Here is a 26082-nt window from a genome sequence, read left to right on the forward strand (position 1 = left end):
TTGTGTGAAAGAGGAAGCTACAAACCTAGGTCTCGTTTGCGGCCAAGGGTCCACTCGATGCCGCCACCGTCCTTGGTGACGCCGGCGACGTGCTGGCCGAGCTTCCTCTCGATCTCGCGCGACCAGGGCACGAGCTGGAAGCCGAGGCCATTGTCGATCATGGCGAAGCGGCCGGAGGCGAGCGTCAGGCGCTGACGATAGGTGCCGCTCACATGCTCGCCGGTCGCGGCCTTCATGTGCGGCAATCCCGTCGTGGCTGAGAGTTTTGCACCCACCGCGTCCAGTTCGCGTCGACGCAAGGTGTTCAAGAGATCGCGCTGCATGATGACGCGCTGACCCTGCCGCCGGGCGAGCCCTTCGCCTACAAGATGTTCGGCACGAGCCTGAATGGCGTCGCGCGCCTCGCGTCCGAACCCACCCATGGAGAGCGGCATGGGAGTACTCTCAACGAGTCGATAGTCGATCCAGGTCGCGCCGGGTGCGGTGATCTGCTGGTTGAGGTCGAAATCCGAACGGTTGGCGAGCACTAATGTCGGGCGCTGATCGTCCGGCCCACCAAAGCGGCGCACCTCGACGATCCCTCCGATGGGCGGGGCGTGCTCGAACGCCTCGATGCCTCGGAAGCGAACGTGGTGGGCACGTCCGTCCGTGCCATCGATTACGGCATAGGCCTCGCCCGTCAGTTCGTTATGAAGTCCCTTGTCGACCAGCCGGCCGATGATCGGCGACCCCGGCTTCTCACTATCGATCACATAGTCGGCGACGCCGCGGGCCTCTCCCCGCTCCGTGAAGGCGCGGTGCATGGTCTTGATGATGTCGCCGCGCATGCCGAGGTCGCGGAGATTGCGCTCGGCCTCCAGGCCGACCATCCATTCGCCGGGTCCGGCAGGCGCGGCGAGACCCATCTTCTCAAGGTGCTGGAGCCGTCCGATCATCAGGCGGCGGATTTCGGGGTCGGCCGCGCCGGGATTTTCGGGGCGCAAGTCGATGGCGCCGGTTTCATCGGCAACCATGCGGATCTCGACGTCGAGCCGCGTCCAGCGTTCGGCCGCGATCTCCTTTTCCAGGGCGTTGCGAATCTCGTGCTCGGGTTTTGGGCCAAGCTCGATAGACGCCAACTCCTCGGCGCGCGAGCGTAGGCCCCGGCTGATGTAATCTCGCGAGATCACGAGGTCGGCGCCCGTCTGATCGACGCCGCGCACGAGCAGATGAACATGCGGATTGTCCGTGTTCCAGTGATCGACGGCGACCCAATCGAGCCGGGTACCGAGATCGACTTCCATTTGCCTTGCGAGATCGCGCGTGAAGGCTTTGAGATCGGTCATCTCGGCGGCGTCCTCGGGCGAGACGATGAAGCGGAAATGATGCCGGTCGTCCTTGCAGCGATCCGCGAAGGCTACGTCGTCAGTGCGGTCACTGCCGGCATCGAACATCACCGCCTTCTCGCTGTTACGGGTGACGCCGTCGCGCTTCAGATAGGAAAGATGCGCGGTCAGCGGCGCGGACCGGAAGGATCGTCCCTGGTGACGAACGACGCGCGCCTTCACCACCACGCGCCGCGCCGGGCTGAACAGGCGGTTGCGGCCAAAGCTGATCCGGCCACGCCCGAAGGTCGAGCGCCCGTAGCTCGAGGAGCGCTTACCCGCCGCCGAAAGACTGGAGGCGTGACCGGACTTCTTCGCCGCACGCAGCACCTGGTTGATGAAGCTCTTGGCCTTAGGCGCTCGCGTGCCGCGGATGCGGCCAGGCCGGATGCGTAAATCGCTGTCGCGCACGCTCACGGCAACTGCTCCGCGGACATGAAATCGCTGACAGTGCCGAAAACACCGTTGAATTCATTGGCAAAAGCATCAAGCGCGGCACGCGCCACGACCGACCGGCACGGCCGAACCCAAGCCATTCCAATGGCTTGTGGTTCGACCGGCGAGCCCCTTTTATCTCGCTGTCCCGCTGTCGTGTTTCCCCGCTGCCCTCGTCTTCCCGCCGCTTCTATCCCGGAGCATGCTATGGCGCGCCAACCTGCACATGCGGTCATTGCAGACCTCCCGCGCTGGATCGAACAACAAAAAGGCTGCGCGCTTGCGTCACGAGCGCAGAGATATTGCGCATCGGATCGCTCGCCGGTGCACGGTCCGATCGTCGCTCAGCCGACACCCGATCGGTAGCGGTTGCGCGTTCGGGTCGCCCGATGAACAGCGGCGCCTCGGTCCATGACTTCGAATGAACGGCTGCAACGGAGATCGGACCGGTGAATTCACCGCCACCGAACAAAGGAGCAAGCATTGCCACATAGGCGCGGGTCTCGGCCGGCAATGGACGGCCCGCGAGATATTGTTCGTAGCGACTTGGTCCCGCATTGTACGCGGCTAGAAAGCCGGGCGAGCCATAGCGGTCGTTCAGTTCGTGGAGGTACGCGGCGCCGGCCAGAATGTTGTCGCGCGGATCGTACGGATTGTTGCCGAGGCGGTGATGGATGCGCAGGTCTGCCCAGGTCTCGGGCATGATCTGCATCAACCCCATCGCGCCCTTTGGCGATCTGGCTCGCGCGTCACCGGCACTTTCGATGGTCATCACAGCGCGTATCCAGTGCGCCGGTACGGCGAAGCGGCGTGAGGCCTCTTCGATCAGATTCGCAAACGACCCAGCAGGCCGTGCGCGCGCCGGATGTCTCGTTGATGCGCTATCGGCTTTTGCGGCATTACCCAGCACGATCGCAAACGACAACACCATCACGACGGTACAAGCCGCCGTCCCTAAACGACGCAAGCATGCCGCCGTGCTCGCGCCCGTCCAGGGTAAAGCTGCTTCGCGCCGGCCTCGCGGCCGCCCTGGACCGCCACTGCGCGCGGCAGCATTGCGAATCTTGGCCGGGACGGAGGAATGGTGCAGCGTCCGGTCGAACAGAGGAATGGCAGATCGAGCAAGGGTGACACGCACGATCACTCCTCCTCAGTCCAAACCGGCAGCGCGCGACCGATGACGGCAGATGCCGCGATCAGCCCAAAGTACCGGCCGTCCAGCGAGTCCTTGGACTGCCAGTTCATGAGAAAGAGTTCGTCCTCGCCGACAACACGACAGCCGTGCCAGACCGGCAGCGGTCGGCCGCGGCTGTCTCGCTCGCGCGCCTCGCCCATGTCGATCTTATCGACCGAGATGGTGCGCCCGCTTCTGCAAACCGTTTGCCCCGGAAGCGCCAGCACGCGCTTCAACATGGGAATGCCGACTGGTAGATAGCCGTTCAGGTCAAGAAAGGTCGCCAGCGGCTCGGGTGGCTGCACGGCGACGAGTTCGGTGACAAACAGCTTGTCTGCGGGCCGTAAGCGATAGAGGCCAAGCGGTACACTTTCGGAAGCATTCCACACATAGAGGGGAACCGGCTCCGCAACGACCGTTGCAACGAGAACGGAGATCCCACCAAGCATGGCGGCGAGCGTCGAGAACCGGCCATTCATCGCACTATCCTCTGCGGGTGAAGCCAAGCTTGGTGACGCGACTTGGTGTAGGTCCGTGGAGCTTCGTTGACGGACAGGCGGTTATGGACGTGATGCCAATAATCAGGTGCAGCGTCCGCGGGATCGATGCCGAGCGCTTCGATCGCATCGATCAGTTGCAACACCCGCTCGACCTTGGGCCAACTCGACAATCGCAACAGAATATCGCCGCCGGGTTTCACATAGGGTACCGTGGCGCAACGCTGCCCGGCCGCGACTGCCCGCAAGATGTCGATCCGCGAGATGACCGTGCCGAAGTCATTCGAGGTCCAGCGGACGAACGCGAAGATGCTGCCGGGCGTGAACGATACAACACGCCGGCGGCGATCGAGAATCTTCTCTTCGACAATGCGACCGAAGCGAATCCGGTTCTCGATACGCTTCTCAAGCCACAGAATCTCGACCTGCGTGAGATCGCTCATGAACCACCTCCATGTTTGAAAAGATGAACCCGGTTGCAGGTCGACGGCGCCGATCTGTGTCGGCCATGCTTTTCGGATCGCCGACGGCGATCGCGTGGGGTGAAACCTGGCAATCGATGTGGATGCTTCAGCGACAGCAATGCCATCGCGATACGGCCTTGGGCTGAGCGCGCCTGTTGGCGCAGCCACGTTTTACCAATGCGTTGGTTCTGGTTCGGATTGGGGAGCGAAACGAGAACTGTGCTCGCGCTCAGCCCTTGCTGGTTATCCCCAGCAGCAATGACCGGGCGGTCCGTTAGAAAAAATCCGAAGGATTCAGGGTTAGGGAAGTTACGGGCGCTGCAAAGCGTTGAGCAACAAGGCCTTAGACTCGATTTCGGTCCCCGATAGCACGAGGATTGGGTCCCTGATGGCACGAGGGTTGCGGTCCCCGATAGCACGAGCTGATTCACAGGCCGTCCTCCGATTGAGGAACGAGCCGGCGCTTGCGCAGCCGCTCGGCGAATGGATCGACAGGGATAGGCGCGAAGATGAGACGCTCGGTGCCGCGGAGGTCACGCTCGATAATGAGCCGATAGCCAGGCAGCGTCTGACGACGGACGATCTCGCGCAGGTCGTAAGCAAAATGCTTGAGCGGCGAGAGGCTGCCGGACTTGGCGTGAAGGTAAATAAAGTCGAAGCTCCAGCCGCCCTCCTGGCGACCGCCATGCTTGCGGACCAGCCGATAAAGCCAGCGCTCAAGTCCACCGGTCAGATCGAAATAGGCCCGATCAATCGTCAGCACGAGCGCGTCGTCCAAGACGCCGGCGTAGAACCAGTCCGGCAGGATTAGCTCGAGGCCAAATGGTCGCCCATGTGCATCGGCGGTCTCCTTCCACTCGTTAATCCAGGAGAAGCGATGCCGCCGCCGCTCGGTCGGCTGGCGGATCGAGGTCAGCACGGTGGTTGATTGCAGCCTGTCGAGACCGGCCTTCAACCGATCGTAATCGCGTGCACCGGTGCCGCGGCCGACGAAGGTCAGAATTTCATATGGTGTTGCCGCCATCAGCCGCGACGTCTTCAAACCGGCGTCACGCGCCTCGACAATCTGCGAGGCAGCCCAGATCAGAACGTCCGCGTCCCAGATGGTCGCCATGCCGTGTTCTGGCACCGCTTCGACACGAATGGTGATGGCTCCCGCGCGAAAATCGATCGGTACGGCACGCTTGGATTTTGCAAGCGAAAAGAACGGATATGCCATCAGATCCTGCGCATCACGCGGCGCGAGATCGCCGGGAAGCGCGCGGAACAGATCGAGCTGTTCGCGCTCTGACGGTCGAGTTCGCCGCATCGACACTGCCCCCGTGACGATCACCGGCGCACTTGGCCGGCATACGGGAGCGGGACATGTCGCTTGGCAGGCAGTACGGTTCCGGTGCCGGAATCGGAGGTCGATTGCCGGATTCCGCGTTTGGCCCAAGCTTCCAAATCGGCGATAGCATAGACAACGCGACCGCCAAGCTTTCGATAAGTGGGACCGGTCCCGTAGGTCCGGTGCTTCTCTAGCGTGCGGCCTGAGAGGCTGAGGAATCGCGCGGCTTCAGGCGTCCGTAGGTAGCGCGGCGGAGAGGCGGCGGTAGTGTCTGGCATCTGGAAGCCTCCGTGATCTCATGGCGCGCTGGCGAGGTTCGCGGCGCGTCTGGGGTCACGATGGCGGAGCAGACATGCGATGGGGGATGCCGATGATGAGGGAGAGAGTTTTCGATACCCCTCGGAATTAACGGCTATTTCTTGCGACGTGATTGCCGCAGGAGTTCGCGATAACCGCCGCGCATCAGGGCAAGGCCGCTTTGCACGAGACGGATAGTCCGATTGCGCAGATCGTGGGTTTTCCAGGCACGCTCGGGGACGCGCTTCTTGCTGAACAGCACCTCGGCGATCGCACGATAGGTACCGTCGTCCATACGCCCATCAAGCGCACGAACCGCCAGAACCAAACGTTCACGGCGTTGAGCAGACAGTTCATGGAATGCGGGACCGGGCACACGCCCATTGATGGCCCGCCACAGCCGACGGGCAGCGTGCGCGCGAACCTCGAAGTCAGAGTCCAGCGGCAGCACTGCTGCATACGACATGCTCATCGTCGGTGGCTCCGTCAGCCACAGACGATGCTCAGCTCCACGAATGCGCAGAACCGCATGCCAACCGTCGGACGCCCGGCGCAGATCGCCTGCTGTCAGATCGACGAGCGACTGGTCTACGCCGTTAATATCTGAAGACGATGCGGGCCGACCGATCGGCACCACCGTCGGAAGGGCCTCTGGTGCCCAGAAGATTGTCTGTTCGTGGAAGGACCTTTGCGGGTCATGAGCGAAAGCAGAGGCCCCATCTCCTCCTGAATCCGGCTGTCACATTGTGGAGGCGTCCGGCCTTGGCCATCTCCTCGTAGTCACGCCGATAGTCCGGATTACGACGAAGGTATTCCCAGGCGATGGCGGTGTTTTCGGCATCTTGTACGCGCTTGTACGACTCTGGCGCTCGCCAGTCGAATTCAGGCATTGCTCTGATCCCACGCAACATATCGAAGATTGCGGAGCAATAAATTCTGATCCATGAGGTTGCAGGAAGTCCTCAATTGAGCATCGCGCGCGATGCTTCAAAGTGATCACTGCACCGAAGGAATTCTTTTTCTCAAGTGAGAGTTCGCGTGACTGATTTTTCTATTTGGCCGCGCTACCGCGTAGCAAATGGCGATAACCATGCTCCGTCATCCATTTGGCGCGGGCCAGATGGCTTTCAAAAGCATTGCGCGCGCGATCTGATTCGCGGTCAGGATCAAGATGTAACACGAGGCGCGCGACTTCTCGCCAGTCGGCCCCCTCAGACTCGGCGGCTAGAAGGCGCATGTACGTCACAACATGCTGCTGGTCATAGTCTGTCAGCGCCGGACCTGTGGGCGCGGCATCGGCAACATCGGGATCAAGCGGCGGCTTCGTCATGAAATTCCACGCCTTAGATTTGACAATTTCTAACACGCCGGCCGGGAGGGGAAGCGTTAAAATTTCGTCACAGGGCTTCTTCTGAACGCGGTTTGTCGAGAATACTCCGTGGATGAATACTCTTCAATAGCCTGCCCTCTCGCGTATGGACATACGCGAGATACTTGCAATCAATTTGCGAAAGCTCCGACAAGCCCGCGGCTTGTCGCAGGAGGAACTAGCCCACCGAGCGGAAATTGACCGAACCTATATCAGCGCGCTCGAACGGAGCGTCTATGCGGCTGGCATCGACGTGGTGGATCGATTGGCGCGCAGTTTGGGGGTCGAAGCAGCCGACCTTTTAACGCGCCCGCCCGCAACTAGCGGCAAGCGAAAGACTCGCGGGCAGGTAGAATAGCAGGTCCGAGGGCCGAGCGGCCCGATCTGGCTGCTATGCGTCACTGCCAGTGCGCGCTGCGCTATTGAGAAGCCCCGCCCGGCAAACCGGACGGAGCTTTGTGGTGAGCGCCCTCAGTCGCCGTTGGGCTTGCGGCTGCGGGACCAGATCAGGGTGTAAGTCTCGGCGTCTTCGTCGTCGAAGAGGTTAGCGTAGATCGGAGCATTGAAGCTCGGATCGTCCAGCTTGACCGAGAGATAATCGCGGCCTTCATTGGAGCGCTTCGGCCAGGCGGCCCCGATCTCGGCGCGACCGACGTAGACCCGATGGCTCGGAGCGTTGTCGTTGGTCCGGTCGCTCTCGGGAACGATGCGGACGCCCTTGGTCTGGAGGCTCAGGGTGACGATCTCGCCCTGGAATTCCTGGCCGGACTTCTTGAATGAGCCGATGTTAGCCATGTCACTTCTCCTTGCTGTTTCCGAGCCCGCGACCACCGCGGCCTCGATGGCGATCTGAGAGCCGAAGGCGATCGACGCCGCACCCACTCGGGCCGAAGCGTAGCGAAGGATGGCGGCGGTGAGATTTTCTTGTCTCGCGAGGAATGGGCGAAGCCCAGGGGAAGAAAGTCTCACCGCCGCCGTTGCGGTTCAGGCGATCGAGGCGCAGCCGGCCTTCGGCCAGATCAAGCCAAAGAGAGGCCAGGTGCTCGCGTGCGCTGAACAGCATTCCGGAGACGTGCTATCTAGCGATCGGCCCACACAAGAAGCCCCACATTCCCGGCGAAGGAAAAGAAAGCCTGGCGTGCAGAAGGTGGCCATGTGCCGGCAAGCAGACCGGACCAACGACAACGCTCCGAGCCACCGGATCATAGCCTGCTGACGAGATCCCCGGCTCAGTCGAAGTGTGGGAGAGGACCGCGATGTCGCGGTCATGCAAGACGAACCGATATCGGCGCTGATCCCAACCGAGAGACGATAGACCCGTAGAGTCACCTGACCTTGGTCGTAGCCCCAATCGGCGGCTGGGCTGGGCTGAACGCAACGCCCGGTCTGAGAGCGGGCTGGGTCAAGATCGACACGCGTGCCCAGGCGATGCACCCGACGGCGATGGCGCCAAGCATGGCGAACGACTCCCGCCACAATCCCTGGGGAATACCGAAGTGTGCAAGGGCAAGCGTCACATCATACCCAGCGCGAGCCGCCGGAACCGCGAACAGCAGCCGAATGAGAAGGCGGACAATGGGCGAGCGCGCGAAGGAGAAGACGTACCGCCCGATCACGAGCGCGAAACCACCCGCAACGAAACCAACGACGATGCCCCCTAACGGACCTGCTCCGGTTTGAAATGAATAGATCCCCACGGTCATGCCGACGAAGAACGGCAATGCGCGGATTGCGAGCGCGAACAGTACCCAACAGAAGACACCGAGCCCGAAAACATTGAGAAGAACGCCGATGATGATCATGGTGATGGGTCCCGTGACAAAGGTTGCAAGGGTCGCGCCTTCCACCACCACCACGGCGCGGTCCAAGGAATAACCGATCCCGCCCGCGTTTGGAATGCCTTACGGTCAAGTTTCAGGCATGAATAAGCAATGCGCGAGAGCAGCCCGATCCCTGTTGCGATGGAGACCGACATTGAACGATGGCGCTGACGTGTCGCCGTTGCCGGCCTTCGAGACGGCAATCAGGAAGGCCGGCTTTTCGATTGTCGTAGCTAAGCGGCAAGCTTGATCAGCCCGAGCTGCAGCAGCGCGGTGACGCCGTCGTCGAGCCCGATTTCCTCGGTGATCTTGCCGTCTTTAAGCTTTAGAACAGTCGTACCGGTAAATCGCATTTTCCGACCGGTGTTCGCGGGCAAGGAGCCGGCAAGGAAATCGCCGAACGCGGGGCCGGTGTGCGTCCCGCCACCTTGCCAGCGGCCGACCACATAGTCGCCCTCCGCGATGAGATCGGCGGCACCCCAGAAATTGAGATCTGGAAAGGCTTCTCGGAAATGGGTCATGAAAGCCTTGATGTCCTCCCGTCCGCGACGTGGCTCGTGCAGTGAGTACTGAAGGAGCATATCCGGCGCTGCAAGTTCGTCGACGATTCCGAGATCGCACGTGTCACCCCAGAACTTGGTGAACCAGCGGCCAACGATGGCCTTGTTTTCATCTTCTCTCGACATGTTCTATTTCCTCTTTGCTACGTCGTCTCAACGGGCGATCGGATCGATCGATACAATAGACTTTGGAGCAGAGACGTGCAGCCTGCCACCCGATTTCCGACCGCTTCGCAAGACGGCAAGGGCGACAGGGGCGCCAGCCCTTTACGACCGGAGAAAAAACAACCGTTACAACTGCGCAAGCGAGTTTGGTGCGTACATTATGTGCGGGGTAGGAAGGGCGGCGCTTACGCGCCGCCATTGCCGAATTTCCAGACGGGGATGCCGAGCTTCCGTGCCTTGTCAGCCAAGTTCTCCTGAATGCCGGTGCCCGGGAAGGCGATGACGCCAATAGGCAGCACATCGAGCATCTGATCGTTACGCTTGAAGGGTGCTGCCTTGGCGTGTTTGGTCCAATCGGGTTTGAAGGCGATTTGCGGAACTTTGCGGTGGTCGGCCCAGCGGGCGGCGATACGCTCGGCACCTTTCGGCGAACCACCGTGCAGCAGGACCATGTCTGGATGCTTGGCGTGGACCTGATCGAGTTTCTCCCAGATCAGGCGATGATCGTTGCAGTCGAGGCCACCGGTGAAGGCGACCTTCGGCCCAGGGGGCAATAGCACCTCGGTCTCGGCCCGGCGTTTGGCGGCGAGGAAGTCGCGACTGTCGATGACAGCTGAGGTCAGGGCGCGATGGTTCACCATCGAGCCGCTGCGCGGATGCCAGTGCGATCCGGTGTGGCGTGCGAAGTGGTCGGCGGCCTGGTCGCGGAAGTATTCCATGCTGTTGCGCCGCTCGATCAGCGTCATGCCCTCGGCAGTGAGACGCTCCAGTTCCACCGAGCGGATTTCGGAGCCGTCCTGGTCGCGTTGGCTGCGCTTCTGCGCCTGTTCGTTGTCGTCGAGTTCGCGTTCGATTCGTTCGTTGGCGCGGTGGAAGAGGTTGACGGTGGACCACAAGAGATCCTCGAGGTCGGGTTCGAGGCGGGTTTCGCTCAAGCTTGCGATGAGTGCGTCGAAGATGTCGGCGACGGCGGCAGCGACGATGCGGGCCTCGGGTAGCGGTCTCGGGTCGGGTTCGTCCTGGAAAGGGCGGTAACCGTGAAGCTGGAGTTCGGTAAGGACGTGATCGGTCGGGGATGTGGTGTGCAGCTGCTCGTAGTCGGTCTCGGTGCGCTCGATCGTCATGGCGGCTTTCCTTGGTCGGATTGGTCGCGCTCATCGCGGCCTTCATGGCGACGAAAGGCGGCGGGCGGACCGGACCTGCACCGCCGAGCGCAGCGACAGCGGCCGTAGCGAAGCGAAGGATGGCGGGAGCCGGCTATTTTGCTTCGCGATGTAAAGCGCCCTTTAGGGCGCGACGGAAAATAGCCGGCTCCCGCCATTGCGTGGCCGGACCGCTTGCCGCAGGGTCGCCCTCTCAAGAAGGCCGTGAGCGCGGCCCTCTCCGAACAAGGAGAAGCCTGAGGATTGACGGCGCACCCTCAGGGCGGAGTAAGAGCTTCGTACCCTATTCCGGTCGAAACCCTGGTACTCAAGAATCGGGCCACGTCTTCAGGGGCGAGCTGAATGCGTAACGCTGCGCGCAGCGCGTTGATATCGAGGTTCTGCAGATCCTCGTTGAAGTCTCCACACTGGGGCGACAGCACCATCGCCTCGATCCCGACCGACTGCGCCCGGTCGACCAGTCCTGCCACCGCGCCATCGCCCGCCCGATCGTCGTCACGGACGATATAGAGTCGGCGCAGCGCTGCCGGAAACAGGATGGCTCCGAGATGCGCGGCCGAGAGCGCTGCGACCATCGCCATGCTGGGCATAACGCAGCGGAGCGACAGCATGGTCTCGATGCCCTCGCCCGCCGCCATCACGTCGCCAGCAGGACCGAAACGGACCGCGTGTCCAAGAAGGTGACCCATCGCCCGGCGTGGGGTATCGACCGGCGCCTTGTCGCGCCCGGACGGATCCAGCCATGTGCGATGCGCGCCGGTGATGTGGCCCTGGAGGTCGGTAACAGCCGCAATCATGGCGGGCCAGGTTTCGGTCGCGGCGTCTGCCTCGGGACGATAATAACAGCGTGGATGGAACCGCAGGCTGTCGATGCCATGCAGCTCAGTGATGCCGCGTCCCCGCAGATAGGTTTCGACGAGCGTCCCGACAATCGGTTTCGACATGGCGAAGAGACGCCGCGCCGACTCCGGTGAGCCGGTCAGCGCAGGGGACCCACGTGGTCGATAGTCCGATTCCGGTTCGGATCGTGGCAGGCTCAGGAAGCGTCGTGCTTCCTGAGTGACGTCGTGGAAATTGACCAGATCGCAACTCTCGCGGATCACGTCGAGGAGGTCACCGTGCTCACCGGTCGCCGCGTCGGTCCATTTGCCGGCCGGGCGGCGGCCGCCGTCCCTGCTCTTAAGGCGGACGAACATCGAGCGGCCTGACGTGTTTCTGACGTCGCCGACCTGCCAGTAATTACCGACACGACGTCCGTTGGAGAGATAGTGACGGCACACCGCCTCGGCCTCGCGCGCGAGGCGATGTGCCAGCTCTGCCGCATTGCGCGGCATGTTACGCCGCCGCGCGATCGGCGATGCGGGCAATCGGATAGCACTCCAAAACCTTGGCCAGGATCGCAGGGCCAGTCGCGTCGACTGGGACAAAGAAACGCAACTTCCACGAAATAATCTCACCGAACAGGCCGTAGGCGCGCAGCCGATCTCGCATCGGCTCGGAGAAACCAGTCAATTCGATCCGGTTCGCGCCCATCACGCGGACGCGCCTGACCTGAAGGCCCTCCGCGAGATCGAGCATGGTCTTGCTATAGATCAGCGCGGTAAAGGCGGCGTCTGGCGAAAGGCTCGACGTTCCGGCTTCCAGTGAACTTGCGACCCACGCGGGTGAGACCTTGCGGCCGATGATGCGCTCGCCGGCGTCGGTCTGCAGCCGATAGACCCTGGTCGACTCGTTGGGCAGGCGCTTCCAGATCGGCAACAATAAGCCAGCGACGATGTGGATCTCACTGTCGGTGAACTCCGGAACCTCGGCGATTTCGGCCGCCCAGGTACGGGCGAAGGTGTCGCGGTCGACCTCCCGCCAGTTGGTCTGCGGCATCATTGCCAGCGGTAGGGTGGGATGTTCCATCGGACGGATGAGGCGGACCCGGCGTTCGACCTCACCATCGTCGAGCATCAGGCTACGGGCCGGAACCTGAACGGCGGCACGGCCGGACTGGCCGTTAACCAGGAGAACCGTACGGGGATCGGAGAGACGCTCCAGTGCCTCATCGAGCGTGACCGGACGGTTACGTTCGCGCTGGGTGATGGTCAGTAGCCGTGTCTCGGCAGACGTGCCGGGATGGGTGTAAATCGTCTGCCGGCCGGCGATGACGAAGCTCTCGGCCTTCAACGTCTCCAGTCCAACATCATAGGTGCCGGACGCGATGGCGCCCTCGATCCGCGCGGTCAACAGCTGCTCGAACGCGGTAAAAAGGATGTTCTGTAGATCGATTGTCAGCGCCAACAGCCTGTTGAGGAAGGTGGTAATCGGCGGCAACTCGTCCTTGATGCCGTTGTCATCGGTCAGCTTCAAACCGGTCGCGTCCTCGAACGTTTGAAGCGAGCAATCCCTGAGCTTGCCGGTGACCAGCAGGATATAGAGCTGGCGCAGTGCGTCACGCGCGTAGTGACTTTCGAGATTGTCTTCGGGCCGAAACAGGCCCTGCCCGCCGGTCTGCCGCTGGCCTTTAGTGATGGCGCCCAACGTGTCGAGACGGCGAGCGATAGTCGAGAGAAAGCGTTTCTCGGCCTTCACGTTGGTCGCTATGGGTCTGAATAGTGGCGGCTGCGCCTGGTTGGTGCGGTTGGTGCGGCCCAATCCCTGAATGGCGGCATCTGCCTTCCATCCGGCCTCCAGCAGATAATGTGTGCGCAAGCGCCGGTTCTTTGCAGATAGCTCGGCGTGATAGGAGCGGCCCGTGCCGCCGGCGTCGGAGAAGACGAGGATGCGTTTGACGTCATCCATGAATGCCTGGGTTTCGCCGAGGTTGGCGGAGCCGGCGCGGTTCTCGACGACGAGGCGGTCGACGCCATCAGATCCGGTCTTGCGAATGATACGCCGCGAGCGTCCTGTGACTTCCGCCACCGTATCTGTGCGGAAGCGCTGCACGATTTGGTCGAGCGCACCATGAACCGGCGTCAACGACGCCAACTTCTCGATCAGGCGGTCACGACGAGCGACGGCGTCGCGGCATTGCACCGACTTGCCATCTCGGAAGGCCGGTCGCGACGACAGGTTACCCTCGCTATCGGTAAACGGCTCGTACAGTTGGGTCGGGAAGCTGTGCGCCAGATAATCCAGCACATATTCGCGCGGTGTAATGTCGACCTGGACGTCGCCCCATTCCTCGGTCGGGATTTCGGCAAGCCGGCGTTCCATCAACGCTTCACCGGTCGAAACGATTTGGATCACAGCGGCATGGCCGTCCCTCAGATCGCGCTCGACTGACGCGATCAGCGACGGCGTCTTCATCGCCGTGATGAGATGGTTAAAGAAGCGCTGTTTCGCCGATTCGAACGCGGATCTGGCGGCGGATTTGGCTTGCGTGTTCAACGTACCCGTTGCGCCAGTGATGTTTGCGGCCCGCATGGCCGCGGCGAGATTGTTATGAATGATCGCGAAGGCGCCGGCATAGCTGTCGTAGATGCGGATTTGCTCATCAGTGAGCTGATGCTCAATCAGCTCATATTCGATGCCTTCGTAGGATAGCGACCGCGCCGCATATAGGCCGAGCGCCTTGAGGTCACGCGCCAGTACCTCCATCGCCGCGACGCTGCCCGCCTCGATCGCCTCGACGAACTCGCTGCGCGTCGCGAACGGAAAGTCCTCGCCGCCCCACAGCCCGAGGCGCTGGGCGTAGGCGAGGTTATGAACCGTGGTGGCGCCGGTCGCCGAGACATAGACGATGCGCGCGCTCGGCAGGGCATGCTGAAGGCGAAGCCCCGCGCGGCCTTGCTGCGACGCGGCCTGGTCGCCGCGTTCGCCCTTGCCGCCTGCGGCATTCTGCATCGCATGAGACTCGTCGAAGATGATGACACCGTCGAAATCGGCGCCCAACCATTCCACGATCTGTTTGACGCGAGAAACCTTGTCGTCGCGCGCGTCGGATCGCAGCGTGGCGTAGGTGGTAAAAAGGACACCCTGCTCCAGGCGGATCAGCATGCCCTGGCGGAAGCGCGACAACGGCGTGAGCAGCAGCCGTTCCATGCCGAGCGCCGACCAATCGCGCTGGGCGTCCTCGATCAGCTTGTCGGACTTGCTGATCCACACCGCGCGGCGGCGGCCCTTCAGCCAGTTGTCTAGCAGGATGCCGGCGACCTGACGGCCCTTCCCCGCGCCGGTGCCGTCTCCCAAAAACCAGCCACGCCGGAAATGCACGGCATGGTCCGCATCCTCGGGGGCCGCGCGGACCAGGTCATAGGTCTCGTCAACGGTCCATGATCCCGCAAGGAGCTGGGAATGCGCCTCGCCCGCATAAATGACCGACTCAAGCTGCGCATCGGACAGCAGACCGTTGGCAATGATGCGGTCCGGAAGGTGCGGCCGATAGGACGGGACCGGCGGCGCCACCGACGCCATGGCGGCTGATTGGACCAGCTTGGTGGGATGTGGCTGAGAGCCGGGAATTCGGATCGATTGAAGTGCATATTCTTCGTAAAGCGCCTCGGTGATCCGACCGCCCTCGGCCGGTGTCCAAGCAACGGTCTCATAGGCAAGTTCAGCCCCTGCCGGATCCGCTATGGGAACGGCGGTGCCGGACGGTCGCATCGCATAGGCGCGGACGGTTCGGCGAATGCCCGGACGAGCGTTGGGCGAAGCGGCGACCGGCATCGCGATCGGCAGTCGTGCCGGAACGTATTCCGTGACCCATCCCAGCAGCGTGGCAACGTCCGGCGCCACGGCTGAAGACGTCGGGAATGTCGTCGCATCGTCCGCAGGCAACCGGTCGATCACGGTCAGCCGCGTCTCAATGGTGGTGCCGTGCTTGGCGAAGACCCCACCAGCAATGGCTGCGCTGAAGACGACGCGCCCGCGTTCCTGCAACCGGCTGAAGGCATCGCGCCAGACCGGATTGTCCGGGGAACAACTCGCCCCGGTGATTGCGACCAGCCGACCGCCTTCGGGGAGCCGCGCGACGGCCGACGCGATATGCCGCAAGGCAGCGTCGGCGATGCGGCGATCAACGTTGGCGACGGCTGAGAATGGCGGGTTCATCAGCACGACGCTTGGCGTAATATCGGCGTCGAGATGATCGTCGATATGCGCGGCGTCAAGGCGGGTGACGGCGATGTCGGGAAAGAGAAGTGAAAGAAGTGCAGCACGGGTCTCGGCGAACTCGTTGAGAACGAGCGATGCACCAGACAGCTCGGCCAGGACGGCGAGCAAGCCCGTGCCAGCCGAGGGCTCCAGCACAACATCCGCCGGCGTGATCGCCGCCGCGCTGCACGCCACGAAGCCAAGCGCGATGGGCGTGCTAAACTGCTGAAGCGCCTCGCTCTCTTCCGAACGGCGAGTGTTGGTAGGAAGAAGCCCGGCGATCTTTGCCAGCATCGGCAGCATCGCGGCGGGCGAAACGGCACGCGCGCGCATGGCCGGGCCGAACTTGCGAAGGAACAGGACGGTGGCTGCCTCACAGGCGTCATAGGCCGTCTTCCAGTCCCATGCACCATCGGCATCGGAGGCGCCAAAGGCGTTTTCCATCGCAGTGCGCAATATCGGCGCATCGACGCGCTGACCGCGCTCTAGATGGAGAAGGAGTTGTTGGGCAGCGCCGGCGATCGCGCCGGCCTTGTTCAGAGAAGTGGGCGTAGCGGGAAGCGGCGCGGCCGCAACGGCGGCCACGGATGCGGGAATGATCGTCATGGAGGAAGCCTCGGAGAGCCGGGAAGGATCGAGCCGCAGGGCGCTCTCTCGACCGCGCCGGCTCAAACCCATCCCGGCCCACCTCTCACTCTTACGCAGACGCTGGCGGTGACTGACCGCCGAAAAATATCCGGCCCGAGTTGCTCACCGAGGAAGTCAAAGGAATCAGCTCTTTCGTCTCATGACCCGGCGCGCTATCTTTCTGCCCGCTGTGGAATCGCAACGAAGTGGCAAGATGAACGACCAAAAGCTCAATCGACGGATCACGCCAGCCGAACGAGAGGCCCTGAGAGTATTCGGGCAGGTCAAGACCGAGAAACCCGTAAGCGAACAAGAAAAGGCACAAAAGGCGTTTCACGAAAATCGCGAACGCTTGAAAGCATTACGATTGGCGCGTGAAGCCGCCGAAAAGGCGAAGCGAACATGACGCCGACGCTATTTCCTTCGGTCTTTACGATCGAGATCGGCGGCACCCCAACGGTGACGTTCGAAGCAAAAAGCCTCCGTGAAGCAAGCGAGATTTGCAACGCGCCGTGGCTAGGTGAAGATTTCGCGTCAGCACATTCCAATGGCGCGCCGTTGTGGGATGGCAAGACCCAACTGATAGCGCGCATGGGCTACGAGGACGAGATCGCAACATTCAGTGATGCTTCCAAAGATGCTCAACCATCTGATGGAATGTTGCTGGTCTATCTCGTCGAATTGGATGACAACGAGACCGCAGAGAATTCCGAACCCAGTTCAGCTACGCAACTGCGCTGAGAAGCGATGGCAAGAGATTCCTGCGAGCTGAATCAGGGACGATCTCGGACGTCCTCGAAAGAAAAAGCCCGGCACTGAATGCCGGGCTTGGGACGGACTAAGGATGAGAAGGTGTGGCCTGGCCGGAGCGCCCGCACCTGGTAGATTATTCTGCTGCAATGATGTGCGGCCGTTCGTCGTCGGCCTCGGTGTCACCTTCGTCCTCGCCGGCCGCGAGGAACTCCGGTAACGCCTCGGGATCTGTAGCGGGCTCTCCGACCGCGCCCACCTCATCGAGACGAAGTGGTGCAGGCAACCATCCGGTTCCCTCGAGCAGTCTCTCGGCCTCCCGCGCCATGTCAGCTTTCTTGAGGTGGTCGATGAGCTGCACCGATTGCTCGCCCCTTACCTCGCGTACGGCCTCAAGAATGCGAGGTTTGGTGACCCGGCCGAGATAGTTGTCGACGGTCGGTTTCCACCCCACTGCCGCCATATCGAGGCCGACGGAGCGGGCAAGAACATTGGCGTGATCGAGCCTTCGGCGTACGCCGTGGGCGGAGACGCGGCCCTCATTGTAGCGGTTGGCGGGCTCGTAAAGCGCATTGACTGCGGATGACGCGCAATGCGCGAACAGCGCGGCCTGCTCTTTGCCGTCGAGCGCTGTGAGCACGTTCCATAGATCAGCTTCGTCCTTGGGCAGGCGGGCTTTCCATCCTTCATGGCGCCCGTCGATAGCTTCCGCTGACGCACTCTCCTTCAAGCCGGGCGCTTGAGCAGGGAATGTCGGGGTCCGGATGGCGATTTCCAGGCAGCCGCTCGACGATGAGAAGCGGTAGAAGGTCGCCAACACAAAATTGTGCAATACCGCCTGGAAGGCGACGGCCGGATCGTTCGCCAGCGCGTTGCGCAACGCCAGTGTGCGATGTGCGGTCAGCTCGATGATGAGCCGATCCGGCAGCGGCTTGACCGTGTCTTCGTCGTCCTCCGCGAAGGGTTCGGTTGGCGCGCCTCCGACAGTGATGACCGCGCGTTGGACCACACCATTGGTAGTTGGCCCGTCGTCGTTGGTCTCTCCGTCGTCTTGTACTTCGCTTTCGGGCTCGACGACGCTGGGTGCCTCATCCTCCGGCCGCACGTAGCCACGGGCGATCACCAGCAAACCCTCGGCATCAATGCTGACGAAGACGCCGGCGCGGGCGATCTGGGCCGGATCGTAGATAAGCGATCGAGATTCCAGGACAGACCGCGCCGCCTCGATTTCTCCGAGGCGCTGATCAATCTCGTCCGGCAGTTCGTCGGCGTCCTGGTAATCCTCCTCGATCTTGGCGTGCTCGGCATTGAGGGCGTCAAGCGTCGCCCGCTCCTCCTCCGTCAGATCAGCCGGTTCGCCCTCAATCTCGCGCAACCCGATGGTGTGGCCGTAGGGGAAATCGACCGCCACTGCGATCCACTTCCAGCCTTCGGCGGCGATCGTCTCGGCCTCGGCCTTCAGCTTCTCGGTGACGAGACGAGCGAGCAGCGGCACATCCTGCAACCAGCCGCCATCGTCGTGTGCGAACAAATCCCGTAGGACGGTGCCGCCGGCCTGCTCGTAGGCATCCAGTCCGACGAACTGGGCACGACGGTCGGAAGCGCGCACGGAGTTCTCCGTCAGCATCCTCCGGATCTGATATGGCTCGTCGTTACCGGATCTGCTGACATTGTCCCAGGCCTGCTCCTGACGCGCCTGATCAGCCGTGACCGAGAAGGCCATCAACTGTTCGAGCGTCATGCCATCGTCGGCATAGACGTCGTGCAGCTTCGGCGACACGGACGCCAGACGCAGGCGCTGCTTGACGATCGCCGGCGAGACGAAGTGCCGCGCGGCGATATCCTCCTCACTCATGCCACCGTCACGCAGCAGCTTGAACGCGCGGAACTGATCGAGCGGATGCAGGCCGACCCGCTCGTCGTTCTCGGCGAGGGAATCGTCCTCGGCGATGCCGCCATCCCGGACGACGCAGGGGACAGGTTGCGTCTTCGCCATACGCTTCTGCTTCACCAGCAGTTCGAGCGCACGGTAGCGGCGTCCACCGGCGGGCACCTCGAACATGCCGGTCTCCTGGCCGCCGGCATCGACGACCGCACGAACGCTCAGGCTTTGTAGCAGCGTGCGCTGAGCGATGCTCTCCGCCAGTTGGTCGATCGAGACGCCGGCCTTCACGCGACGGACGTTGGACTGGCTGAGCACCAGTTTGTTGAAGGGAATATCGCGGGAGGGACTGAGTTTGATTTTCTGAACGCTTGCCATGTCGGATTCTCCACGACGGGCGGCCGAAAGACTCTCTCTCGACCTCCTACCCGTCACAGACAAGCCGGCGCTCCTCTCACTCTCTGACGACGCCGCACCAACTGAAGGCGGGCATTGAAACGACGTGCGGATGCATCACGCGGCCTCCTCATCGCCCTCAACGACGGAATCGATCGCGGGCGGCAGAAAGGCGAGCAGGAAATCGGCAGCCTTCGATGCAGCGCTTGCCGCACGGACGACGGCGCGGTTATCCTCACGCAATACCTCGAGCCAGGATCCGATGTAGTCGGCGTGACGCACCGTCGGAACGATGCCGAGAGAGGCGCAGACGAAGGCACCCGCCATTTCGGCGACCAGCTCTTCGCGCGCGTACGATTTTGAACCGAACGAACCCGAGTGGTCGCGGTTGAGGCGGGACGCCTGACCGGTCCAATGACCGAGTTCATGGAATGCGGTCCGGTGCCAATTGATCGGCTCGAAATAAGCAGCCGGTGGCGGCACCTGCACGAAATCGCCCGTCGTGTTGTAATAGGCGCGCGCACCGCCGATGCGGAAATCCGCGCCAGTGGCGGCAATCAACGCCTCAGCTCGGGGCTCAATCTGGCCTGGCGGCGGCGGGACGACCGAGGCAGCGAACCCCTCGGGCAAGTCAGCGCACTGGTCCGTGTTGAAGACGGTAAAACGCTTGAGAAACGGGACGACGCCCGGCTCTTCACCGGCCTCCGCGGCGCGCCGACGTTCGTCGTCCGGGGTAAAGCGATCGGCATAGACGACGGTCGTTCCCCGTTCGCCCTTCCTGACATGGCCGCCAACCCCGAGCGCCTGGCGAAAAGTGAGCCAGCTCTGTCCCGAAAAACCGTGCTCGATGACGGAACCCCATAGGATCAGTACATTAATCCCGGAATATCCGCGCTGCGTCGACGCGTTGCGCGGCATCGCGAGCGGCGCCTTGATCGCCGCCGTGCCCCATGGCTGCACCCACGGGATACGGCCAGCCTCCAGCTCGGCGATGATCTTGTCGGTGATTTCGGCGTAAAGGCTCGCGCGGTCGTTTCCGGCACGAACTCGGGCGGTATGTCCAGACATCGCGGTTCTCCGCGACGGGCACCGGAAGCCTCTCCTCCGATCTTCAACCCGTCGCGGCAGACCCGGCCCGCACTCTCACTCTCAGCGACGGTCACAGGGAAACGGACTGCGCATTCGCGCGGCTGTCTTTTTGACAGGATGGACATCTTGGAGTGGTCTCTAATTGCGGGCGTGGTCAACTGTTCTTTACGTCTGGTGCGCCGCCAAGACGGTCATGCCCACTGCGTATGCGCGCTCCATTTGGCGGCGCGACTCATCTTGCCCTAGGCCACTCTCTTAGGTACTGCGCGCTCGACCGGAGGGGCTTCGATAGACTTTGGGTCAGGACCGGATTGCAACATACCATCATGTCTCACGAACAACTCGGAATTGGGATCAACCGCCAGCCGGTCAAACAATTCCCGTAGCTCTGGCCTAAGGCCATCACCGCACAGGGCCGCTATAGAATGGAATTTGCGCATGTCGTGCTCCCGTTTCCCGAGAACGATAGAAGTTCGGGCGCACCGCCTTCCACCCGATTTCCGATGAAAAGCGGCCTCGCAGAGAGGTAGCGAAAAGCGCCGGAGCGAAGCGCAGGCAAGAGAAAAAGGCACCCGCAGGAGGGTCAGCATAGCGCCGACGCGTAGCGGCGGGACCCGGGACCGAGTGCAGTCGCGAGACCGGTTAAGAAGGCACCCGCACGCGGGACAGTGATAGCGACGCCGGCATGCAATGACGGCGGGGCCCGCGAGCGAGTGCCTCCGGCGAGCGACACATTATTCTATTCTGCGCGAGGGATCGAAGCCGCACGGCGTGCGCCGTTGAGGCGTGGAGAAGAAGGGAGTGTTCGAAAGAATGGAGCCTGCTGGTTATGGCTCTTACTTGCCCGACTTACCGGTGTCGGAAACGACTGAGACCTCGAAAGAGGAACGGGACCAGAGCATGTCGGGAAACGTCTCGAAATCGGGCGCCGCAGCCCGGTGGAGAGCACAGAGTAAGGTGTGCATGGTGAAAGCTGTATTGCCTGAATCCCAGTTTCCAGTCGCCAAAGGGCTGGCAGTAGCGAACGCGGCTGACACGCTACGCCACGCGGGGCAGATCGCACCGGCCAGTGCGAACTGCCACCAGTTCGCGTGGGACGACCTCCGTCGGAGGGTCAAGGAAGCGAATGGGACACCTAAACACACCGCAACTCCCCGCACACGTAACTACGGGATCGCCTGCAACAGGTTCGTTCGCGAACCTGTATGGCGACGGAGCCGTCGTAGTACCCAAATGCCCGGCGTAATGGCCGGGACAGCTGCCGCGAGGTGGACGATCATGCGTATAAGGCCGGGCGACCGGACCGAAAGCGCCTCCGATCGGGGGAAGGACGATGCCGCGAATAACGGCATGTGCAGTATGCGAAGAGAAGATTCTTCGACGGAGAGGCTCTGCTGATGCAGGCCGTCACCATCCAGAGGAGAATTGGATCACTGCCGACTTTGTCGCGGTCGGGTAAGCGCGTAAATGGCCTTCACCGCCTGATGAGATGTCCGCATCTCTTCGAGTGGGCCTACGAAAAGGTCTCCCGCAACAAGGGAGCCCTGACGCCCGGTGTAGATGGCAAGACCTTCGACGGCATGTCGCTGGAGAAGCTCGCCGACATCGCCAGGCGCGTGGCAGATGGCACTTATCGCTTCCGGCCGGTCCGGCGGGTTTATATCCCGAAGGACAACGGCAAGACACGACCGCTGGGTATCCCCACGGTGGAAGACCGGCTCGTTCAAGAGGCGGTCAGGATTCTGCTCGAAGCGATCTATGAGCCTGTGTTCCTCAATGAATCACATGGGTTCCGCCCAGGGCGATCCTGTCATACCGCACTCAAGCTCATCAAGAAAAGTTGGACGGGTTGCAAGTGGCTGGTCGAAGTGGATGTGCGTGGGTTCTTCGACAACATCGACCATGACATCCTGCTTGGGCTTCTAAGGAAGCGGATTGATGACGACAGGTTCATCGGTCTGATCGAAGGAATGCTCAAAGCAGGTTACATGGAAGATTGGGTCTACGGACGCACTTACAGTGGCACGCCACAGGGCGGCGTTGTCTCGCCCTTGCTCGCCAACATCTATCTGCACGAGCTGGACCAGCACATGCAGGTGATGAAGGCGGACTTCGACAAAGGCCGTGAGCGACGTCCATTCCCGCGCTACGTGGCGCTGGAACGGCGCGTCCTCAGTCTCCGCCGGAAGATTGAACGGCTCCGTGCCGAAGGCACGGATCGGGCCGAGATCGACGCTGCATTTGCGGAGATCAAAGCCATCAATAAGGACAGACGGAAGCTGCCTTCCGTCGATCCGATGGACCCCAACTTCAAAAGGCTCCGCTACTGCCGCTATGCCGACGACTTCCTCATCGGCGTGATCGGGAGCAAGCGGGAAGCGTGTGAGATCATGGCCTGCGTCGAGCGATTCCTGACGGAGACCTTGAAGCTCGCCGTGTCGCCCGAGAAAAGTGGGGTGCACGCCGCTTCAAAGGGAGTGACCTTCCTGAGCTATCGCATCTCGACATACACTTCCTACGGGGCTGGACGAAAATCCTGCCGCAAGGGCCCGGCTGGACGGACATGGCGCGTGATGCGTCGGCCGACCACCGGGAATGTCAGCCTGCGGGTGCCGCGCAAGGAAGTCACCAAGTTCTGCAAGCAACACGGCTATGGCGATCTCGCCAAGAAGACCGGCAGTCCACGCGAGCAGTTCCTGGTAACCAGCGACGTTGCAACCGTCCTCGCCTATAACTCAGAGTTCCGTGGGTTTGCGAACTACCATTCGTTTGCCGACAACATCAAAAGCGCCTTGGGACTGCTGGAGCTTGTCGTGTTCCGCAGTCTTGTGAAGACGCTGGCGATGCGACATCGGACGACGAGAGCAAGAACCATGGCGCGACTGTGGAAAGGCACGGACTACGAGGTCAGCTCTGTGGTCCGTGGTAAGCTTCGCAGCATCAAGCTGTGGAGACTGAAGCATCTCACCCGAGCCTACTGGACAAGTCCGACTATCGACAACGTCACGGCAGGTGCGTGGTGGGTCAAAAGCCCAAATGATCTGATCGATCGACTTAGCGCTCGCAAATGCGAAGCGTGCAGCGATACGACAGGACCGTTCGAGATGCATCATCTCCGCCGCCTAGGTGACCTGCGAAGCGGATCGCTGACGGTCTGGAAACGGTCCGGCTGGCGGCGCAAGACCATTGTCCTGTGCCCGTCCTGCCGTGCAGCCGTCTCCGGTCGAGAACACGCGCATACGGAAAGCCGTGTGCATTGAAAAGTGCCCGCACGGTTTGGGGGGAGGCGTAGGGATATCCTCTTCGAGGTGTCCCACGCCTACCCTACCGAGACGCTACGCGGCTCGGTTCACGAGAGCCCGGTCCGGCACTTGCCGGACGCGCACAGACGGAAATGAAGCGCTAGCTGGGGGCTTTGGATTTCCTCGCGGGTTCGCGGGCGGTAGCACTCAAACCCTGAGTTCCTGCCATTGCGAATCCCAGCCATGTGTTAGCAGCCGGAACGAATGACGGACAAAACGATTCGCCGTATCAGGAGCTATTCCTATGCTGATGACAAGTGAACGAAGGCCGGCGATACGGACGATGCGCGGATGGGCGATTGACGTGCTCCAGGAAGCTGGCGCCATCCGCGAGTGCGAGGAGCACGGTTGGATGCAGGACCGCGCCGATCCGCATGCAAGGGAGCGGGCCTTCGATATCGCCCGCGTAGACCCGCCCGCGGGCGTCTCCCCTGATGCAGCGGCGGCTGAGGTTCGCGACGTGCTGAACTCGATCGGTGATACCTGCCCAGAATGCCCTCCTGATTAGAAGGACCAGCGCCGAGCATGACAGAAACTAACCCCGCGCGCGCCGCAGCGTAGCTTCCAATCGCTCCTTCTCCTTATCCCAGCGGGCTTTTTCGGCTTGCGATCTCTTCTCGAGAGCCTCGACCTCGGCCTGGATGGCGGCGGCCCGCTTTGCGTGCTCTCGCTCAGCTTTGTCCAGCGCAGCCTGCGCCTTGTCGACCGCCTGCTGACGGCGTTCACGGTCCTTCTGCCTCGCCGCCTCTTCCTTCGCCTGTTCAAACTGGCGCCGCTTCTGCTCCTTTTCGAAGGCGAGAGCGGCCTTTCGTTCGGCAGCCTTGTCGACGGGGCGAGAGGAACGCTTCTTCGCCTTTGGGCCTTTCGACTTTCGGGCGACTTTCGTTGGTCCGCCGGCGCCAAGATCGGTGGGCAGCTCGGCATGTTCGCTGAAAGGCCGGTCGGTTCCAACCGGGCGCCTGAGAACGACGCCGGGCTTTGCCATGGTCGCGGCGATGACGTCCGGGTCGTGGCTCTCCTTCGCCGCGCCCTGATGGAAGAGATTGCTGTCGGCGCCCCACGCTTCCAGAGCCGCTTTCATGGAGGGGGCGGCGATCGCCAGATCGAAGAATCCCAGCGAAGTCTGGTAGGTCTTCAGTTTTCTCGCCATGAGACGCTTCCCCGCACCGCCCACTGAACCGCTGCGATGCGATCAGCCGTGCTGTCTACCTCGCGAGCAGAGAACTTCCAAAGCGGGCGAGGCCGGCCCGGGAAATATCTCGACGCATCCGGCTTGGTCGGAGCGAGCTTTCCGTGAACCCACCGCAAAGATACCTTAAGCCGACTTCCGCTGCGGTTTGGCCGACGGCTTCCTTGCCACGGCCTCCTTGGCCGGTTTCTTTCCGGCAATCGGCATCAGCATTTCCTTCTGCCCGGCCGCCGCCTTGCGCGCCTTCTTGGCTGGCTTCTTCGGCGCCTCTGTCGCTGCCGCCGCGCCTCCTCCGATGCTCTTGCGCAGCGCGTCCATCAGGTCCACCACGTTCTCGCCGCGGGGACGCGCTTTCGCGGTGATAGGTTTACCGGCGCGTTTCTGGTTGATGAGATCGATGAGGGCGGTTTCGTACTGGTCTTCGAACTTGTCCGGCTCGAAGTGGCCCGCCTTCTGGTTGACGATGTGCCTGGCGAGATCGAGCATGTCCTTGGTGACTTTGACATCCTGGATGTCATCGAAATACTCGTCCGCAGAACGCACCTCGTAAGGATAGCGCAGCAACGTTCCCATCAAGCCCTTGTCCATGGGCTCGAGGGCGATGATGTGCTCACGGTTGGTCAGCACCACCCGTCCGATCGCGACCTTGTTCATCTCACGGATCGTTTCGCGGACGACGGCGAAGGCGTCGTGGCCGACCTTGCCGTCCGGCACCAGGTAGTAGGGACGGATCAGATATCTCGGATCGATCTCGCTGCGGTCGACGAACTCGTCGATCTCGATGGTTCGCGTCGATTCCAGCGCCACGTTCTCGAGCTCCTCCTTCGTCACCTCGATGAAGGTGTCGGTGTCGACCTTGTACCCCTTGACGATGTCCTCGTTGTCGACCTCCTCGCCGGTATCAGCATCCACCTTGGCGTACTTGATCCGGTGGCCGGTCTTCCGGTTGAGCTGGTTGAACGAGACCTTTTCGGATTCCGACGTGGCCGGATAGAGCGCGACCGGACAGGTGACGAGGGAAAGACGCAGGAAGCCTTTCCAGTTAGCGCGGGGGGCCATGACGGGGGAACTCCATTACTGATGCCGGATTCAAGACGAATGGACCGGCTTGGTTCCGACATCGCGACCCT

General features: G+C 62.1%; 24 protein-coding genes. 5 read left to right on the top strand and 19 right to left on the bottom strand.

Features of this window, described 5'->3' with window-relative positions:
- Positions 1-17: 17 nt before the first annotated feature.
- The 9 genes from AC1RR3_RS00355 to AC1RR3_RS00395 form a co-directional block, all read right to left on the bottom strand.
- Positions 18-1781 carry a relaxase/mobilization nuclease domain-containing protein gene (locus tag AC1RR3_RS00355; protein ID WP_492818211.1) on the bottom strand — a complete coding sequence of 588 codons (1764 nt, stop codon included), beginning with the start codon at positions 1779-1781 and terminating at the stop codon, positions 18-20.
- Positions 1782-2031: 250 nt separating this feature from the next.
- Positions 2032-2937 carry a lytic transglycosylase domain-containing protein gene (locus AC1RR3_RS00360; protein WP_492818213.1) on the bottom strand — a complete coding sequence of 302 codons (906 nt, stop codon included), beginning with the start codon at positions 2935-2937 and terminating at the stop codon, positions 2032-2034.
- 2 nt (positions 2938-2939) lie between these two features.
- The gene (locus AC1RR3_RS00365) at positions 2940-3452 is read right to left on the bottom strand and encodes a S26 family signal peptidase (RefSeq protein ID WP_492818215.1); all 513 of its coding nucleotides are present in this window, start codon (positions 3450-3452) and stop codon (positions 2940-2942) included.
- Positions 3449-3913, bottom strand: coding sequence for a DUF2840 domain-containing protein (locus tag AC1RR3_RS00370; protein ID WP_492818217.1), 465 nt, complete (start codon positions 3911-3913; stop codon positions 3449-3451). Before AC1RR3_RS00370 ends, AC1RR3_RS00365 begins: the two co-directional genes overlap by 4 nt.
- A 448-nt stretch (positions 3914-4361) precedes the next feature.
- Positions 4362-5243, bottom strand: coding sequence for a replication initiator protein A (locus tag AC1RR3_RS00375; RefSeq protein ID WP_492819758.1), 882 nt, complete (start codon positions 5241-5243; stop codon positions 4362-4364).
- A 20-nt stretch (positions 5244-5263) separates the two neighbouring features.
- Entirely contained in the window at positions 5264-5542 is a 279-nt protein-coding gene (locus AC1RR3_RS00380; RefSeq protein WP_492818219.1) for a helix-turn-helix transcriptional regulator, read from the bottom strand.
- A 134-nt stretch (positions 5543-5676) separates the two neighbouring features.
- Positions 5677-6198 carry a DUF2285 domain-containing protein gene (locus AC1RR3_RS00385; RefSeq protein WP_492818221.1) on the bottom strand — a complete coding sequence of 174 codons (522 nt, stop codon included), beginning with the start codon at positions 6196-6198 and terminating at the stop codon, positions 5677-5679.
- A 58-nt stretch (positions 6199-6256) separates the two neighbouring features.
- Positions 6257-6451 (bottom strand): transcriptional regulator domain-containing protein, encoded by a 195-nt coding sequence (locus tag AC1RR3_RS00390; protein WP_492818223.1) that lies wholly within the window; start codon positions 6449-6451, stop codon positions 6257-6259.
- Positions 6452-6612: 161 nt separating this feature from the next.
- Positions 6613-6891 (bottom strand): DNA -binding domain-containing protein, encoded by a 279-nt coding sequence (locus AC1RR3_RS00395; protein WP_492818225.1) that lies wholly within the window; start codon positions 6889-6891, stop codon positions 6613-6615.
- 145 nt (positions 6892-7036) lie between these two features.
- Here AC1RR3_RS00395 and AC1RR3_RS00400 point away from each other — a divergent pair, with 145 nt between their 5' ends.
- Positions 7037-7288: a helix-turn-helix domain-containing protein gene (locus AC1RR3_RS00400; protein WP_492818227.1), complete on the top strand. Its 252-nt coding sequence runs from the start codon at positions 7037-7039 to the stop codon at positions 7286-7288.
- A 113-nt stretch (positions 7289-7401) separates the two neighbouring features.
- Here AC1RR3_RS00400 and AC1RR3_RS00405 read toward each other — a convergent pair whose 3' ends face one another.
- The 6 genes from AC1RR3_RS00405 to AC1RR3_RS00430 form a co-directional block, all read right to left on the bottom strand.
- Positions 7402-7725: a DUF736 domain-containing protein gene (locus AC1RR3_RS00405; RefSeq protein WP_492818229.1), complete on the bottom strand. Its 324-nt coding sequence runs from the start codon at positions 7723-7725 to the stop codon at positions 7402-7404.
- Positions 7726-8255: 530 nt separating this feature from the next.
- Positions 8256-8798, bottom strand: a complete 543-nt coding sequence (locus AC1RR3_RS00410) for a hypothetical protein (protein WP_492818231.1) — start codon at positions 8796-8798, stop codon at positions 8256-8258.
- Positions 8799-8983: 185 nt separating this feature from the next.
- Entirely contained in the window at positions 8984-9436 is a 453-nt protein-coding gene (locus AC1RR3_RS00415) for an ester cyclase (protein ID WP_492818233.1), read from the bottom strand.
- 224 nt (positions 9437-9660) lie between these two features.
- Positions 9661-10599, bottom strand: coding sequence for a DUF2493 domain-containing protein (locus tag AC1RR3_RS00420; RefSeq protein ID WP_492818235.1), 939 nt, complete (start codon positions 10597-10599; stop codon positions 9661-9663).
- A gap of 296 nt (positions 10600-10895) precedes the next feature.
- Entirely contained in the window at positions 10896-11972 is a 1077-nt protein-coding gene (locus AC1RR3_RS00425; RefSeq protein ID WP_492818237.1) for a DUF7146 domain-containing protein, read from the bottom strand.
- 1 nt (position 11973) lies between these two features.
- The gene (locus tag AC1RR3_RS00430; protein ID WP_492818239.1) at positions 11974-16323 is read right to left on the bottom strand and encodes a strawberry notch-like NTP hydrolase domain-containing protein; all 4350 of its coding nucleotides are present in this window, start codon (positions 16321-16323) and stop codon (positions 11974-11976) included.
- A 235-nt stretch (positions 16324-16558) separates the two neighbouring features.
- Here AC1RR3_RS00430 and AC1RR3_RS00435 point away from each other — a divergent pair, with 235 nt between their 5' ends.
- Together AC1RR3_RS00435 and AC1RR3_RS00440 are read left to right on the top strand one after the other, a co-directional pair.
- A complete protein-coding gene (locus AC1RR3_RS00435) occupies positions 16559-16750 on the top strand; it encodes a hypothetical protein (RefSeq protein WP_492818241.1) in 192 nt (63 codons plus the stop codon).
- The gene (locus AC1RR3_RS00440; protein WP_492818243.1) at positions 16747-17085 is read left to right on the top strand and encodes a hypothetical protein; all 339 of its coding nucleotides are present in this window, start codon (positions 16747-16749) and stop codon (positions 17083-17085) included. Before AC1RR3_RS00435 ends, AC1RR3_RS00440 begins: the two co-directional genes overlap by 4 nt.
- A 145-nt stretch (positions 17086-17230) precedes the next feature.
- Here AC1RR3_RS00440 and AC1RR3_RS00445 read toward each other — a convergent pair whose 3' ends face one another.
- Both AC1RR3_RS00445 and AC1RR3_RS00450 read right to left on the bottom strand, forming a co-directional pair.
- Positions 17231-19354 (bottom strand): ParB/RepB/Spo0J family partition protein, encoded by a 2124-nt coding sequence (locus tag AC1RR3_RS00445; protein WP_492818245.1) that lies wholly within the window; start codon positions 19352-19354, stop codon positions 17231-17233.
- Between the two features lie 135 nt (positions 19355-19489).
- Positions 19490-20440: an ArdC family protein gene (locus tag AC1RR3_RS00450; RefSeq protein WP_492818247.1), complete on the bottom strand. Its 951-nt coding sequence runs from the start codon at positions 20438-20440 to the stop codon at positions 19490-19492.
- Positions 20441-21858: 1418 nt separating this feature from the next.
- Between AC1RR3_RS00450 and AC1RR3_RS00455 the strand changes: the two genes are divergently transcribed.
- Both AC1RR3_RS00455 and AC1RR3_RS00460 read left to right on the top strand, forming a co-directional pair.
- Positions 21859-23721, top strand: a complete 1863-nt coding sequence (locus tag AC1RR3_RS00455; RefSeq protein ID WP_492818249.1) for a reverse transcriptase domain-containing protein — start codon at positions 21859-21861, stop codon at positions 23719-23721.
- Positions 23722-24007: 286 nt separating this feature from the next.
- Positions 24008-24271 (top strand): hypothetical protein, encoded by a 264-nt coding sequence (locus AC1RR3_RS00460; protein ID WP_082081432.1) that lies wholly within the window; start codon positions 24008-24010, stop codon positions 24269-24271.
- Between the two features lie 27 nt (positions 24272-24298).
- Here the strand turns inward: AC1RR3_RS00460 and AC1RR3_RS00465 are convergent, their stop codons facing one another.
- Both AC1RR3_RS00465 and ku read right to left on the bottom strand, forming a co-directional pair.
- A complete protein-coding gene (locus tag AC1RR3_RS00465) occupies positions 24299-24913 on the bottom strand; it encodes a cell envelope biogenesis protein TolA (protein ID WP_492818250.1) in 615 nt (204 codons plus the stop codon).
- Positions 24914-25078: 165 nt separating this feature from the next.
- Positions 25079-26011 (bottom strand): non-homologous end joining protein Ku, encoded by a 933-nt coding sequence (gene ku / locus AC1RR3_RS00470; RefSeq protein WP_492818252.1) that lies wholly within the window; start codon positions 26009-26011, stop codon positions 25079-25081.
- Between the last annotated feature and the right edge of the window lie 71 nt (positions 26012-26082).

The organism is Bradyrhizobium sp. GW821-FHT13H05, from assembly GCF_058804065.1.

What these genes read in the sequence shown, in the direction of transcription:
- AC1RR3_RS00405 (WP_492818229.1), bottom strand. Translation starts at nt 7,725, where the DNA reads ATGGCTAACATCGGCTCATTCAAGAAGTCCGGCCAGGAATTCCAGGGC.
- AC1RR3_RS00370 (WP_492818217.1), bottom strand. Translation starts at nt 3,913, where the DNA reads ATGAGCGATCTCACGCAGGTCGAGATTCTGTGGCTTGAGAAGCGTATC.
- AC1RR3_RS00430 (WP_492818239.1), bottom strand. Translation starts at nt 16,323, where the DNA reads ATGACGATCATTCCCGCATCCGTGGCCGCCGTTGCGGCCGCGCCGCTT.
- AC1RR3_RS00400 (WP_492818227.1), top strand. Translation starts at nt 7,037, where the DNA reads ATGGACATACGCGAGATACTTGCAATCAATTTGCGAAAGCTCCGACAA.
- AC1RR3_RS00390 (WP_492818223.1), bottom strand. Translation starts at nt 6,451, where the DNA reads ATGCCTGAATTCGACTGGCGAGCGCCAGAGTCGTACAAGCGCGTACAA.
- AC1RR3_RS00450 (WP_492818247.1), bottom strand. Translation starts at nt 20,440, where the DNA reads ATGTCTGGACATACCGCCCGAGTTCGTGCCGGAAACGACCGCGCGAGC.
- AC1RR3_RS00380 (WP_492818219.1), bottom strand. Translation starts at nt 5,542, where the DNA reads ATGCCAGACACTACCGCCGCCTCTCCGCCGCGCTACCTACGGACGCCT.
- AC1RR3_RS00420 (WP_492818235.1), bottom strand. Translation starts at nt 10,599, where the DNA reads ATGACGATCGAGCGCACCGAGACCGACTACGAGCAGCTGCACACCACA.
- AC1RR3_RS00395 (WP_492818225.1), bottom strand. Translation starts at nt 6,891, where the DNA reads ATGACGAAGCCGCCGCTTGATCCCGATGTTGCCGATGCCGCGCCCACA.
- AC1RR3_RS00465 (WP_492818250.1), bottom strand. Translation starts at nt 24,913, where the DNA reads ATGGCGAGAAAACTGAAGACCTACCAGACTTCGCTGGGATTCTTCGAT.
- AC1RR3_RS00445 (WP_492818245.1), bottom strand. Translation starts at nt 19,354, where the DNA reads ATGGCAAGCGTTCAGAAAATCAAACTCAGTCCCTCCCGCGATATTCCC.
- AC1RR3_RS00435 (WP_492818241.1), top strand. Translation starts at nt 16,559, where the DNA reads ATGAACGACCAAAAGCTCAATCGACGGATCACGCCAGCCGAACGAGAG.
- AC1RR3_RS00440 (WP_492818243.1), top strand. Translation starts at nt 16,747, where the DNA reads ATGACGCCGACGCTATTTCCTTCGGTCTTTACGATCGAGATCGGCGGC.
- ku (WP_492818252.1), bottom strand. Translation starts at nt 26,011, where the DNA reads ATGGCCCCCCGCGCTAACTGGAAAGGCTTCCTGCGTCTTTCCCTCGTC.
- AC1RR3_RS00460 (WP_082081432.1), top strand. Translation starts at nt 24,008, where the DNA reads ATGCTGATGACAAGTGAACGAAGGCCGGCGATACGGACGATGCGCGGA.
- AC1RR3_RS00455 (WP_492818249.1), top strand. Translation starts at nt 21,859, where the DNA reads ATGCAGGCCGTCACCATCCAGAGGAGAATTGGATCACTGCCGACTTTG.
- AC1RR3_RS00375 (WP_492819758.1), bottom strand. Translation starts at nt 5,243, where the DNA reads ATGCGGCGAACTCGACCGTCAGAGCGCGAACAGCTCGATCTGTTCCGC.
- AC1RR3_RS00415 (WP_492818233.1), bottom strand. Translation starts at nt 9,436, where the DNA reads ATGTCGAGAGAAGATGAAAACAAGGCCATCGTTGGCCGCTGGTTCACC.
- AC1RR3_RS00365 (WP_492818215.1), bottom strand. Translation starts at nt 3,452, where the DNA reads ATGAATGGCCGGTTCTCGACGCTCGCCGCCATGCTTGGTGGGATCTCC.
- AC1RR3_RS00425 (WP_492818237.1), bottom strand. Translation starts at nt 11,972, where the DNA reads ATGCCGCGCAATGCGGCAGAGCTGGCACATCGCCTCGCGCGCGAGGCC.